Here is a 12,493-nt window from a genome sequence, read left to right as displayed (position 1 = left end):
GCACCATCGATCTTCATCAACGGCCACGGAAGAAACATCAGATGACCGAGCAAACCCTGTTCTCCCCTTACACGCTGGGCAAACTCACTCTGGCGAACCGCGTCGTTCTCGCGCCGCTGACACGCAACCGCGCCGGTCAAGGTTTCGTCCCCAGCGAATTCGCGGCGACCTATTACAGCCAGCGCGCCAGCGCCGGTTTGTTGATCAGCGAAGCCACGCAAATCTCCCGACAGGGCCAGGGTTACCAGGACACCCCGGGGATCTACACGCCGGCACAGATCGACGGCTGGCGCGGCGTGACCGACGCGGTGCATGCCAAGGGCGGAATAATCTTCCTGCAACTGTGGCATGTCGGCCGCGTCTCGCACGTCGACCTGCAAGAAAACGGCGTCGCCCCGGTGGCCCCTTCTGCGCTGCGCGCCGCCACCAAAGTGTTCGTAAACAACCACTTCGAAGACGTTTCCGAGCCGCGCGCACTGGACATCAGCGAACTGCCGGGCATCGTCAACGATTTCCGCCAGGCGGCGGCCAACGCGATCGCCGCTGGCTTCGATGGCGTGGAAATTCACGGTGCCAACGGCTACCTGCTCGATCAATTCCTCAAGGACAACTCCAATCTGCGCACCGATGCTTACGGCGGCTCGATTGAAAATCGCGCGCGTCTGTTGCTCGACGTGACGGCGGCTGTAGTCGGTGAGATCGGTGCAGACCGCACCGGTGTTCGCCTGTCGCCGGTGTCGCCGGCCAATGGCGTCTCCAGCAGTGATCCGCAGGCGCAATTCGATTACCTCGTCGAACAACTCGACGACCTCGCCGTGGTTTACCTACATGTGGTCGAAGGCGCGACCGGCGGTCCGCGTGACGTGGCGCCCTTCAATTTCGCCGCCCTGCGCCAGCGCTTCAAAAACACCTACATCGCCAACAACGGCTATGACCTCGATCTGGCCACCTCACGGATCGCTGAAGACCAGGCCGACCTGATCGCCTTCGGTCGCCCGTTCATTGGCAATCCGGATCTGGTGGAACGCCTGAAACGTGGCGCGCCGTTGTCCGCGTTCAATCCCGCCACCCTCTATGGCGGCGGCGCGGCAGGCTACATCGACTACCCGACACTGGCTGAATCGAGCGTCAGCGCAAGCTAAGCGCACTCTTTTTCTCACCTCCTCAAAGAGAGATACCCCATGAGCACTCGCCCTACTGTTCTGATCACTGGCGCCTCCACCGGCATTGGCGCCGTCTACGCCGAACGCTTTGCGCAACGCGGCCACGATCTGGTACTGGTCGCCCGCGATCAGGCGCGCCTGGACGCACTGGCCGCACGCTTGCACGGTGAACATGAGGTCGCGGTCGATGTGATCCCGGCGGACCTGACTCAATCCGGCGATCTGACCGTCGTTGAAAACCGTCTGCGCGACGACGCCCGCATCGGCATCCTCGTCAATAACGCCGGTGCCGCGCTGTCCGGCCATTTCGTCGAGCAAAGCACCGACAAAGTGGCGCAACTGGTCGCCCTCAACACCACCGCGCTGGTGCGACTGGCCAGCGCCGTCGCTCCACGTCTGGTCAAGGCCGGTGACGGTGCGATCATCAACATCGGTTCGGTGGTAGGCCTCGCGCCGGAATTCGGCATGACGGTCTACGGCGCGACCAAGGCCTTTGTGCTGTTTCTGTCCCAGGGTTTAAGTCTGGAATTGTCGCCTCAGGGCGTCTACGTGCAGGCGGTGCTGCCGGCCGCCACGCGCACGGAAATCTGGGATCGCTCCGGCGTCGACATCAACACCCTGAGCGAAATCATGGAAGTGGGCGATCTGGTGGATGCCGCTCTCGTGGGCTTCGATCGTCGCGAGCCCGTGACCATTCCGCCGCTGCACGAAGCGGAGCGCTGGGATGTCCTGCAGGGCGCACGTCTGGGCCTGATCGGGCAAATCCGTCAGTCTGCGGTTGCTCAGCGTTACCAGACTCCAGAGTGATGTTCAGGTAGCGAGCATGTTGGGCGGATTCGCTGCAGGCGCAAGGCGCTGAACCGAATCCGTCCTGCAATCCGGAGTAGTCATGAATTCAGCACAAACAAATCTGCCTTCGGGTTCGCCGACGTCGTTCATCCACGCGGCAAACCAGTCCGTCACCGCCAACGGCGTTCGCATTGCCTATCGCGACACTGGACCCGCCACCGGCGTGCCTCTCGTATTGTTCAACCATTGGGGCGCAGTGCTCGACAACTTCGACCCCGCGATCATCGATGGCCTGGCGCAAACCCGACGCGTCATCACCACCGACTATCGCGGCATCGGCGGCTCGGGTGGAACCGCGCCACTGACCGTCGGCGAGATGGCTGACGATGCCATCCAGTTGATCCGCGCGCTGCGGCTGGACACCGTTGATGTGCTCGGCTTCTCCCTCGGCGGTTTCGTCGCTCAGGACATCGCTCTGAAGGCCCCTGAACTGGTGCGGCGGTTGATTCTGACCGGCACCGGGCCAGCCGGCGGCAGCGATATCGACAAGGTTGGCCCGGTGACGTGGCCATTGATCCTCAAAGGCCTGCTGACCCTGCGCGATCCGAAGTTCTATCTGTTTTTCACGTCTACGGCCAACGGCCGTCGATCGGCCTCGCAGTATTTGCAGCGCCTGCAAACTCGCAAAAACAATCGCGATCAAGGCCCGACGCCCCGCGCTTTCCTGCGCCAGTTGAAAGCGATCACCGCGTGGGGCAAGCAGCCGCCGCAAGACCTTGGGCGTTTGCAGTCACCGACGCTGGTCGTCAACGGCGACACCGACATCATGGTGCCCAGCGTCAATTCGTTTGAACTGGCCAAGCGAATCCCCAACGCAGAATTGGTGATTTATCAGGATGCCGGACACGGCGGGATTTTCCAGCACCATGTTGATTTTGTGGCCAAGGCGCAGGCGTTCCTCGATGCCTGTCCACGTCCCGACTACCCTCCCTACAACCGACAAGAGCCGCACCTCGATGAAAGCCTTTCTGATTGATCGCTACGGCAAGCAACCCGGACGCCTCGGCGAAGCGCCAGCCCCTGAAGTGGGGAGCCGCGACGTCTTGATCGAGGTCCATGCCAGTAGTGTCAACGTGCTGGACTCGAAGATCAGCACAGGCGAATTCAAGCTGATCCTGCCCTACTCGTTTCCGCTGATTCTGGGCAACGACCTGGCGGGTGTCGTGGTGACGGTCGGCTCTAAAGTGACACGCTTCAAACCGGGTGACGAGGTGTACGCTCGCCCGCCGGAAGCACGGATCGGCACGTTCGCCGAGAGGATTGCCGTGGACGAGAACGCGATCGCCCTGAAACCGGCCAATACCAGCATGGCGCAAGCCGCGTCCCTGCCCTTGGTGGCACTGACGGCCTGGCAAGTGCTGGTCGACACCGCCCGCCTGCAACAGGGCCAGAAGGTGTTGATTCATGCCGGCTCCGGCGGCGTCGGCAACGTTGCCATCCAGCTTGCCAAACACCTGGGTGCCTTTGTCGCCACAACCACCAGCACCGCGAATGTCGAATGGGTCAAGGCGCTGGGGGCTGACGTGGTCATCGACTACAAAAAGCAGAATTTCGAAGATGTCTTGCACGGCTACGACGTGGTGTTGAACAGCCTTGGCACCGATGTCCTGAAAAAGTCACTCAAGGTCCTCAAGCCCGGCGGCCAGCTGATTTCGATCTCAGGGCCGCCCACTGCGCTATTCGCACAGGAGCAAGGATTATCCTGGCCATTGCGGCAGGTAATGCGTCTGCTGAGCCTCGGCATTCGGCGCAAGACACGCAAGCAGGACATCAGGTACACGTTCGTGTTCATGCGCGCCAACGGCGCCCAACTGCACCAAATCAGCGCGCTGGTTGAGGCCGGCATCATCAATCCGGTGATTGATCGAACGTTTCCCTTTGAATCAACGGCAGAGGCGCTGAAATACGTCGAACAGGGACGAGCCAAAGGCAAGGTCGTGGTTACGATCAAATGACTACCCGCCCATCGATGACTACCGAAGTGCCCGAGCAACTTTTAGCACACCAACACTCCTCATCCGGACTGAGCGATTCGACTGCAATAGAGTTGCCAAAACAGGTACTGCAGCAAACAGACCTCGCACCTGTTGCACCAACAGTGATCCTATGGCGCAGTTTAATGCTTGAGCAGTAGACGGGTATGGCTAGCTCCGAATATCGCTAACGCCAGTGCGCTATCTGAGATAGGAAAGTATCGGGTGAATGATTCTGGCCGAAAGCGGCTATTTGTGGGCAGCAGCAATTGGCCGAAAGCTGCCGTTCTCGATCGCCAGCGCTCGGCCAGAAGCGGCAAGCGTCTGCTGATCACCCCTTGCTACGTTGAGCTTTCAGCTGGCGCTACTTCTCGGATAAAAATCGTTTAGTGATCATTGCCACTGCCTCCGCCGGAGACGTCAGGGCTGTGTCTATATCAAACGGAGTGTTATCCCATGGCTCATATTCATGATCCAATACAGACTGCCAGGTTGGTGGCGTCAGGCCAGGAACATCAATCTTCCTGGTTTCTACCCGTCGTTGGTGTTCGTATTTATCAGAGCAAACCACCTGAATATTCACTAATCGAGCACCAGAGCGAGTAGCGATCTCGCTCCACGCCTTTCGGCTTTCAACTACAGGGTTAACACAGTCGACTATGACTGTACTACCAAAGCGAAGATTGCTCAGAGCAAGCTCATTAGCGACCATATAACCGCTCCGCCCCACGTCTTGTGCCAGAGCACCGGAATTTCGGATAGCCTGCTCAATCGTATCGATCCGCAGATACACCGCACTTGTTCTGGTGGCAAGGTCACTTGCTATAGTCGTTTTTCCAGTACCGGGAAGGCCGCTGAAGACAATAAGCATTCTATGTCCTTCGATTAGAGAGTTGGCCCAGTCTAGGCCAAAAAGCTGACGTTCAATTTTGCTCAAGCGCCTGCTCCATCATTCAAGGACAACGATAGAGGCTTCACTCATGCCAGCACCACGCAATCTACTGGTACAGACCGCAGCGAAATCCGTCCTGTCGCAGCTCGTTGACCATATAAAACCACCCGAGGGTATGAGGCAGAGCGCAGTCTGCATGCCCTCACGCTACGAACGGTCAGTCCTGAAACCACGTTCAATGAACTGTTCGATTTGGCGAATGAGTCAATAATCGATATCGGTTTCGAAAATCTCGATTTTCTTGGCAACGTTGGTCACAGCATCTGCGAGCAGCGCGATCAAAGGCTTTACATAGAATCAGGCAACGAACGAAAGTTGGGCGAGGTGGCGTGCTTCACATTCGAGCCACATATCCGGATCAGAAACGGTAAGTGGGGTTACAAGCACGAAAACATTTACTAATTCGACGATGATGGCGTCGCTTGTGAGTTGTAAAGGACTCACAACGCTGTCGATCCACAAATGAGGCTGTTTACTGAGGCTATAGGCAAACACCTCAGGGCGGCACATCCCAAGGATTTCATCAGCCAGTGCGGCATCATCCGGGCTGCCGCTTGAAGCCTGCTTAAGCGCATGGACCGGCCAATCGAAGCATTTATCAGCAATAAATCGGTTTTCCCTGACTCACTCATCACTCGGGTCATAACTGTTCACATTGCGCACTTGCAAATGCAGGCGCCCAAGCAAGTCAACCAACGTGTCGACCTCGGCCGGGGTCAATCCGCTGAGCAGACGCGACTCTCGCTCAAGTGCAACTTTGAGCACGCGGTCATGCAGTTCTTTACCGCTGGCCGTCAATCGTACGGTGTAACGCCGCGCGTCCCTGGGATCAAGTTGGCTGGTGATCCGCCCCGCTGCTTCCAGCGTTTGCAATGAACGACTGACAGCGCTCTTGTCGAGGCCGATGGCCTGGCAGATTCGATTGGCGGTGATGTCGGATTCAACGGCCAGCATTGAAAGCATTCGCCATTCAACCACGCCGATTCCAGTGCCGAACTGGCAGCTGACTGTCCCAGGCATAGACGCTCGGCCGCCCGGCTGACACTGCACTCGCTCAGCAAAGCGTCCAGCGCAACCAACAGATTAAGGTCGAGGCGTCGATATCGCATGTCGGTTCCGTCGAAGGCGGTGGCTCATGTTGGCCCGCAGTGACGGGCGGGTATCGTCAACGGCGATACCAGGCGCCAGTGCGGATCCTGGAGTAAAGAACATCGGCTATTGGCCGTCACGCGCAAACTGGTTACGCCCCAACGCCTTGGCCTTGTACAGCGCCTGATCAGCCGCTTCGATCAACCCCTGCAAGTCCTCGAGTTGCGCGCCGGTCGCCGTGGCGATGCCGATGCTCACGCTCAGGCGCTCGACCGGGCTGGCGCTGTGGGCGATGTTCTGTTGCTTGAGGCGGTCGAGGATGAGTTGCGCCACCACTGCGGCGCCTTCAGCGTCGGTGTCCGGCATGATGATGCCCATCTCTTCGCCGCCATAACGCGCCACCAGGTCTGACGGCCGACGCACACATTCCTCGAGTATCTTGCCGACGGTTTGCAGGCAGGCATCACCGGCGACATGACCGAATGAGTCGTTGAACAGCTTGAAGTAATCGATATCTATCATCAGCAATGCCAGCGTCGTACCGTCACGTTTTGCGCGCCGTGCTTCGATAGCGAGACTCTCGTCAAAACAGCGTCGGTTGGCCAGCCCCGTCAATGCGTCTTTCATCGCGAGCAACTCGAGTTGCCGATTGGATGAGAGCAGCTGCTGCTGGGTGCCGCGCAATTGATCTTCGGCCTTGGTGCGCCGGCGGATATCCAGAATCAGGAACCAGCCGATCAAGCCTGTAAGCCCAAGTAGCCCAGCCACCACCACGGCCGACAGCAACGCCTCCAGGCGCCACGCGGCCAATGCCTCGCGTTTGCCGAGGGCGACGGTGGTGATCAAGGGCAACCGATCACTCTTGCGGAAGGCGTACAGCCGCTCAACGCCGTCCAGGCTGGAGGTGAACGACGCGGTGCCGACTGAGTGATCGACCAGATACTTCGCATAGATGGGCGACTTGGAAAAGTTGCGGCCCATGTCCTGCTCGCGAAATGGATAGCGAACCAGCAACGTGCCATCGGTATACGACAAGCCGATGGCGCCGTCCTGCCCGACGTCGAGCTTGCCAAACAGGCGCAGGAAGTTTTCCACCCCCAACGTCACCGCCACCACGCCGGCAAACTCGCCGTGAGCATCGTTGAAACGGCGGCTGACGGTAATCACCCATTCCTGATTGGAGCGGCTCTGAATCGGTGGCCCGATGAAAGTCTCGCGGGAGGGATCATCGCGATGATGGATGAAATAGGCGCGATCACTGCTGTTCGATCCGGCGGGAATCGGCCGGTTGGAAGACATCAGCCAGCGGCCCTGAGTGTCGTAGATGGTGATGCCACTGAGCTGTGGCATCAACGGTTCCTGGCGCTTGACCAGGGCACTCAGGCGCTGAATCTGCGCGGGGCCACTGCCTTCGGTTTCCAGACGTTCGACGAGGCCGAGCAACAGCAATGAACTCTGGCGCACGATACCTTCGGAGTACGTCGCCAACGCCTGGGTCAGGTTCAAGCCATGGACGTTGACTTCTTCCAGTGCACGCTCTCGAGAGGCCAACACTTTCCACACCGTCAATGACGCGAGGGAACAACCGATCACACACAGCAAAAGCACAACCAGATGAGTATCACGCTTCACATTGCTACCTTTTGGAAAGTCCGGTTTTCCGTTTCAGCGACTCATGACTAACTCAACGGCGGCGGACTCCTGCGCTCGCCGCGAGCAAGGATACAAGCAGTGGTGAAACGTTGCAGCAACAGATTGTGCAGGGAATCACTGGGTGAAGTCTCGCGACACAGGCTCAGTAACAGAATCCACGAATGAGTTGTACGATGTCCTAACACGAGGTATTACTACCTCTCCCCCAAAAACAATAAAACCACGGAGATCGCTACATGGACTCATCCCTGTCCGCCAAGCCTGAAAGCCTTGACCAAGCGGTAGGCAATACCCGCCGCAGCTTCCTGAAAAAATCCCTCGCCGTTTCCGCCACGCTCGCTACCGTCGGCAGCACCGCACTGACGCGGATCGCCGAGGCCGCCGAACCCTTGAGTCAGCGCTACCCTGATCCGCTGATTCACATCCTCGATGACAGCTTCCTTGAGCTGCGAATTTTCAACGCCAGCGTTGAGAAACTCGCCACCGGTATGCGCTGGGCCGAAGGGCCGGTGTGGGTTGGTGATGGCCGCTATCTGTTGGTCAGCGACATCCCCAACAATCGCATCATGCGCTGGGACGAAATCACTGACACCTTCACCGTGTACCGCGAACACTCCAACTTTTCCAACGGCATGTGCCGGGATCGCCAAGGACGTCTGATCGTCTGCGAAGGCTCCACCACCACCAGCGAAGGCCGGCGCATCACGCGCACCGAAGCCAATGGCACGATCACCGTGCTGGCCGACAGCTTTGACGGCAAACCCTTCAACTCGCCCAACGACATCGTCTGCAAAAGTGACGGATCGATCTGGTTCAGCGATCCGCCCTTCCAGACCGGCAACAACTACGAAGGCCACAAAATCACCCCGAGCCAACCCCACGCCGTTTACCGCATCGACGGCGAGAGCAAAAAAGTCACGCGGGTCATCGACGACCTCAACGGCCCCAACGGCCTGTGCTTTTCTCCGGATGAAAAAACCCTGTACGTCGTCGAAGGACGCGCCAAGCCCAATCGCCTGATCTGGGCTATTACAGTGAAAGATGACGGCACCCTCGGCGAACGCCGCAAGCACATTGAGGGGCTGGAGTACGCTGCCATCGACGGCATCAAATGCGACGAAGCGGGCAACCTGTGGTGCGGCTGGGGCGGCAATGGCGATCCCAAGGCCGACCTGGAAAAACTCGACGGCGTCCGCGTTTTCAATCCGCAGGGCAAAGCCATCGGGCACATTTCGCTGCCAGAGCGCTGCCCTAACCTGTGCTTCGGAGGACGCGAAGGGAACCGGCTGTTCATGGCCAGCAGTCACTCGATCTATTCGCTGTTTGTGAACACTCGCGGGACTACGTTTGCGTTGTAAAAAAGCTCGTCTCGCGACGGTTTCGCGAGTGTCGAAACAATACCGGCCGCGCATCCGAGGATGCGCGGCATTCAAGCGCGGTTACTGTTTTCGCCCTGCCGGATCTTGTAAAAACGGATGATGACAGATGCTCCATCGAGCGGGCCTTTATCAATGGCCCTCGTAGCTAACCCAGCGTGGCTGCTTGTCATACCACGGCGGCTGCAATCGTTCTGGAGCGCCACGCAAACGCCAACACCATCAGCAGCCCCAGGCCCGCCATTGCCGCGCCGGCCAGGGAGATCGCCGGATAGCCCAGACCCGCGTTGATCACCGCGCCGCCCAGCGCCGCGCCGATCGCATTGCCAAAATTAAAGGCGCCGATATTCACCGCCGAGGCCAGATTGGGCGCGTCCTTCGCGGCTTCCATCACACGCATCTGTAGCGGCGGCACCAGAGCGAAGCTGGCGATACCCCAGATCAGAATCGCCACGGCGGCTGGCAGCGGCCAGCGCATCAGTACGGTGAACGCCAACAAGACCACAATCAGCACGCTCAGCGAGGCAATCAGGGTGCGATCTATCGAGCGGTCTGCGGCTTTGCCGCCCCACATGTTGCCCAGCGTCAAACCGACACCGTAGAGCACCAGCATGGCGGTGATGAAGGCGGTAGATGCATGGGTCTCGTTGCTGAGGATCGGTGCGATGTAAGTGAACACGGTAAACATCGCGCTCGAGCCAACGACGGTCAGGGCCAACGCGCCCAGCACCGGGCCGCGCGCCAATACCCGAATTTCGGCCATGACCCCGACGCTTTGCGGCGCCCGCACATTGGGCAGCGCGAACCACAGCGCCGCCATCGTCACCACGCCCAATCCGGTAATGCCCCAGAAAGCCGTACGCCAACCGTACAACTCGCCGAACCAGGCCGCCAACGGCACACCGCCGATAGTCGCCAGGGTCAGGCCCATGAACATCGCGGCCACCGCTCCGGCACGTTTCTCCGGAGCGACCAGGCTGGCGGCGACAATCGAGCCAACACCAAAAAATGCGCCATGGTTCAGCGAGGTCACCACCCTGGCGATCATGAGGCTGTAGTAATCGGTGGCCAAGGCTGACATCAGATTACCCAGGGTAAAAATCGCCATCAGCCCGATCAGCAGATAGCGCCGGGGAATCTTGCCGGTGGTCAGGGTCATCAGTGGTGCGCCGAGCAACACGCCCAGCGCATAGGCACTGACCAGCAAACCGGCAGCGGGAATGGAAACGCCCAAGTCTGCAGCGATACCCGGCAACATGCCCATGGGGGCGAATTCTGTTACGCCGATGCCAAAGGCACCGACGGCGAGTGCAACAAGTGGTGGATTGATACGCATGGAAAGCTCCTTATCTATGCCGCCAATGCTACGATCCCGGCTTTTCAGGCGGTAGACTGCATTTTTGGCAATCACCTTTGCGTAGGAGGCACAAGTGGATTTCAACGGCAGGTCAGGTGAAATGAGCGTGTTCACCACCGTGGCGCAGGAAGGCAGTCTCTCGGCCGCCGCGCGTGCACTCGGCCTGACGCCCTCGGCAGTCAGTCGGATCATCGCGCGCACCGAGCAACGTCTCGGCACCCGCCTGCTGTTGCGCACCACTCGCGCGATCACCTTCACGGCCGAGGGCGAAGCGTTCCTGCGCGGCGCCCGGCGTATCCTTGCCGACATGGACGAGGTCGAAGAAGCCATCGCCGATCAGGGCGTACCCAGAGGGCGATTGCGGGTCAGTGCCGCTCTTGGCCATGGGCGGCTGGCCATCGTTCCTTTGGTCGCAGCCTTCAGCGCCCGTTACCCGAACATCGTCGTCGACCTCACCCTCGGCGACGAAGTGGTCGATATTCTCGGCGGGCAAGCCGACGTCGCAATCCGCTTTGGCCATCTGCCCGACAGCCCGCTGACCGCGCGCAGAATCGGCAACACCGGCCAGGTCGTGGTGGCATCGCCCGAATATCTGCAGCGCCACGGCATCCCTCAGGAACCGCAAGACCTGCTACAGCACAACTGCCTGCGCTTCAACTTTCGCCGTGCCGAACCCAACTGGCCGTTCCGCCGCGATGGCAAAGAGTTTTCCCTGAAGGTCAGCGGCAACATCGAATGCAGCAGTGGTGAAGCGCTGGCACAACTCGCGCGGGCCGGTGCCGGCATCGCACGCATCGGGGAGTTCAGCGTGAGCGAGGACCTGCAGCGCGGCGAGTTGATTGCGCTGTTGGAGGCCTGGAACCCGGGAGATCAGGAACCGATTCATGCGGTGTTCGTCGGCGGCGCGGCGATGCCGGCGCGGGTGCGATTATTCGTGGACTTCTTGCTGGAACATCACCGGATGTCAGCGGATGTGCGAATTAAGTCTTCCGGGGACTCGTGATATTGAACGTCTTGAATGGCCGTCGCGACAGCCTGCTTTCGGCCAAGAGCAGATAATCGCGGGCGGCGGCTTACACTCAGAAGCAGATTCCTCGAAGCAGCAAACACATTCTGCAGGCATCCCTCCAATTGCGTACTTTCGTCACGTAGTTGCGTAATAGTCCAAAGCAGGCGTTAACCTCTGCGATTAACGGGGAACTATTCTCGTCCACTAATAGACTGAGCTGCTATTGCGACCATAATGCAAACGTCGCACGCAAACAGTTTTCTACAATAAATGGAGCGCAGAATGGGCCGGGCACACGATGAGTTTGAGTACTGGTGGGGTACGTCCGGATCGTGGGTTGAACCACCGAATGTGCGCCGCAGCGGCACCAGCGGTGTCCAGTTGGTAGTGCAAGATAACAGGACGTTCTTCGTCAAGCGTCAGACCGGCCATCTGTTTCGTAGTCTCCGTTACCCCACTGGCCGCCCCACTGCTCTGCGTGAAGGTATTGCCCTTTCCAGACTTGAGGAACTGGGCGTGAATGCGCCAAAACCGGTGTTTTATGGTGCGAGAAAAGTCCGAGGCACATGGCAAGGTGTTTTGGTTACCGCAGACCTGGGCGGCTTCATCGATCTGGATACCTGGTATAGCCAGGGCTCTGCAAGCATGTTGACGACAGAGCAGCATCAGCAACTTTTCAAGCGTCTGGCGCAAATGCTGGCGCGGATGCACTCGGGCAAATGGCAGCACGGTTGCATGCGTTCCAAACACATCTTCATCAAGGCGTCGATAACTGACACTGACTTCGATTTCGAACTGGCGCTGCTTGACCTGGAAAAATCTCGCGGTCGCGCTACGGCAATGAGTGCGGCGCGTCACGACATTCCCCAACTCAGACGGCATTCTTTCTGGGATGAGTCGCAGTGGCAGCATTTCCTTTCCTGCTACGAGCAAGCCATTGGCAGAGCCATTTGAGATACAGGAAGGTCAGTGCGAAAGCATCAAGATCAATAAGAGGGTAGGCTTGCCAATCAAGCGCTGTACTTATGATGTAACGAGCATGCCAAAGCATTTCATAAGCCAATTGCGGGCT

Annotated in this window: 10 protein-coding genes and 3 pseudogenes; 8 read left to right on the top strand and 5 right to left on the bottom strand. The window is 59.0% G+C overall.

Going from position 1 to position 12,493, the window contains the following annotated elements; genetic code table 11:
* Window positions 1–41: 41 nt before the first annotated feature.
* The 4 genes and pseudogenes from ACZZ0B_RS11410 to ACZZ0B_RS11395 all read left to right on the top strand — a co-directional run bounded on the left by ACZZ0B_RS11410 (window position 42) and on the right by ACZZ0B_RS11395 (window position 3,967).
* A complete protein-coding gene (locus ACZZ0B_RS11410) occupies window positions 42–1,142 on the top strand; it encodes an alkene reductase (RefSeq protein WP_463545210.1) in 1,101 nt (366 codons plus the stop codon).
* Window positions 1,143–1,181: 39 nt separating this feature from the next.
* The gene (locus tag ACZZ0B_RS11405; RefSeq protein WP_463545209.1) at window positions 1,182–1,970 is read left to right on the top strand and encodes an SDR family NAD(P)-dependent oxidoreductase; all 789 of its coding nucleotides are present in this window, start codon (window positions 1,182–1,184) and stop codon (window positions 1,968–1,970) included.
* Between the two features lie 82 nt (window positions 1,971–2,052).
* A pseudogene (locus ACZZ0B_RS11400) lies at window positions 2,053–2,919 on the top strand (alpha/beta fold hydrolase); the annotation flags it as partial.
* A gap of 49 nt (window positions 2,920–2,968) precedes the next feature.
* Window positions 2,969–3,967 carry an NADP-dependent oxidoreductase gene (locus tag ACZZ0B_RS11395; RefSeq protein WP_463545208.1) on the top strand — a complete coding sequence of 333 codons (999 nt, stop codon included), beginning with the start codon at window positions 2,969–2,971 and terminating at the stop codon, window positions 3,965–3,967.
* Between the two features lie 382 nt (window positions 3,968–4,349).
* On the opposite strand, the gene ACZZ0B_RS11390 is transcribed toward ACZZ0B_RS11395, so the two are convergent.
* Window positions 4,350–4,856 (bottom strand): P-loop nucleotide/nucleoside kinase family protein, encoded by a 507-nt coding sequence (locus ACZZ0B_RS11390; protein ID WP_463546931.1) that lies wholly within the window; start codon window positions 4,854–4,856, stop codon window positions 4,350–4,352.
* Window positions 4,857–5,060: 204 nt separating this feature from the next.
* On the opposite strand from ACZZ0B_RS11390, the pseudogene ACZZ0B_RS11385 reads away from it, so the two are divergent.
* Window positions 5,061–5,339: pseudogene (locus tag ACZZ0B_RS11385) on the top strand (M24 family metallopeptidase); the annotation flags it as partial.
* Between the two features lie 222 nt (window positions 5,340–5,561).
* Here the strand turns inward: ACZZ0B_RS11385 and ACZZ0B_RS11380 are convergent.
* From ACZZ0B_RS11380 to ACZZ0B_RS11370, 3 genes and pseudogenes are all read right to left on the bottom strand, one after another.
* A complete protein-coding gene (locus ACZZ0B_RS11380) occupies window positions 5,562–5,900 on the bottom strand; it encodes a MarR family winged helix-turn-helix transcriptional regulator (RefSeq protein WP_463545207.1) in 339 nt (112 codons plus the stop codon).
* A gap of 23 nt (window positions 5,901–5,923) precedes the next feature.
* Window positions 5,924–6,046: pseudogene (locus ACZZ0B_RS11375) on the bottom strand (LysR family transcriptional regulator); the annotation flags it as partial.
* Between the two features lie 106 nt (window positions 6,047–6,152).
* The gene (locus tag ACZZ0B_RS11370; RefSeq protein ID WP_463545206.1) at window positions 6,153–7,658 is read right to left on the bottom strand and encodes a diguanylate cyclase; all 1,506 of its coding nucleotides are present in this window, start codon (window positions 7,656–7,658) and stop codon (window positions 6,153–6,155) included.
* 257 nt (window positions 7,659–7,915) lie between these two features.
* Here ACZZ0B_RS11370 and ACZZ0B_RS11365 point away from each other — a divergent pair, with 257 nt between their 5' ends.
* Window positions 7,916–9,037 (top strand): SMP-30/gluconolactonase/LRE family protein, encoded by a 1,122-nt coding sequence (locus ACZZ0B_RS11365; RefSeq protein WP_463545205.1) that lies wholly within the window; start codon window positions 7,916–7,918, stop codon window positions 9,035–9,037.
* Between the two features lie 187 nt (window positions 9,038–9,224).
* Here the strand turns inward: ACZZ0B_RS11365 and ACZZ0B_RS11360 are convergent, their stop codons facing one another.
* Window positions 9,225–10,391, bottom strand: coding sequence for an MFS transporter (locus ACZZ0B_RS11360; RefSeq protein WP_463545204.1), 1,167 nt, complete (start codon window positions 10,389–10,391; stop codon window positions 9,225–9,227).
* A gap of 94 nt (window positions 10,392–10,485) precedes the next feature.
* On the opposite strand from ACZZ0B_RS11360, the gene ACZZ0B_RS11355 reads away from it, so the two are divergent.
* Together ACZZ0B_RS11355 and ACZZ0B_RS11350 are read left to right on the top strand one after the other, a co-directional pair.
* Window positions 10,486–11,415: a LysR family transcriptional regulator gene (locus ACZZ0B_RS11355; RefSeq protein WP_463545203.1), complete on the top strand. Its 930-nt coding sequence runs from the start codon at window positions 10,486–10,488 to the stop codon at window positions 11,413–11,415.
* A 288-nt stretch (window positions 11,416–11,703) separates the two neighbouring features.
* Complete coding sequence (locus tag ACZZ0B_RS11350; protein WP_158831416.1) at window positions 11,704–12,375, top strand: lipopolysaccharide kinase InaA family protein; 672 nt, start codon at window positions 11,704–11,706, stop codon at window positions 12,373–12,375.
* The last annotated feature ends 118 nt before the right edge of the window (window positions 12,376–12,493 follow it).

Source organism: Pseudomonas sp. AC247 (assembly GCF_979258015.1).
The sequence above is the reverse complement of the archived record's forward strand: the minus strand, read 5'-3'. Positions and strand labels throughout refer to the sequence as shown.

What these genes read in the sequence shown, in the direction of transcription:
- ACZZ0B_RS11410 (WP_463545210.1), top strand. Translation starts at nt 42, where the DNA reads ATGACCGAGCAAACCCTGTTCTCCCCTTACACGCTGGGCAAACTCACT.
- ACZZ0B_RS11405 (WP_463545209.1), top strand. Translation starts at nt 1,182, where the DNA reads ATGAGCACTCGCCCTACTGTTCTGATCACTGGCGCCTCCACCGGCATT.
- ACZZ0B_RS11395 (WP_463545208.1), top strand. Translation starts at nt 2,969, where the DNA reads ATGAAAGCCTTTCTGATTGATCGCTACGGCAAGCAACCCGGACGCCTC.
- ACZZ0B_RS11390 (WP_463546931.1), bottom strand. Translation starts at nt 4,856, where the DNA reads ATGCTTATTGTCTTCAGCGGCCTTCCCGGTACTGGAAAAACGACTATA.
- ACZZ0B_RS11380 (WP_463545207.1), bottom strand. Translation starts at nt 5,900, where the DNA reads ATGCTTTCAATGCTGGCCGTTGAATCCGACATCACCGCCAATCGAATC.
- ACZZ0B_RS11365 (WP_463545205.1), top strand. Translation starts at nt 7,916, where the DNA reads ATGGACTCATCCCTGTCCGCCAAGCCTGAAAGCCTTGACCAAGCGGTA.
- ACZZ0B_RS11360 (WP_463545204.1), bottom strand. Translation starts at nt 10,391, where the DNA reads ATGCGTATCAATCCACCACTTGTTGCACTCGCCGTCGGTGCCTTTGGC.
- ACZZ0B_RS11350 (WP_158831416.1), top strand. Translation starts at nt 11,704, where the DNA reads ATGGGCCGGGCACACGATGAGTTTGAGTACTGGTGGGGTACGTCCGGA.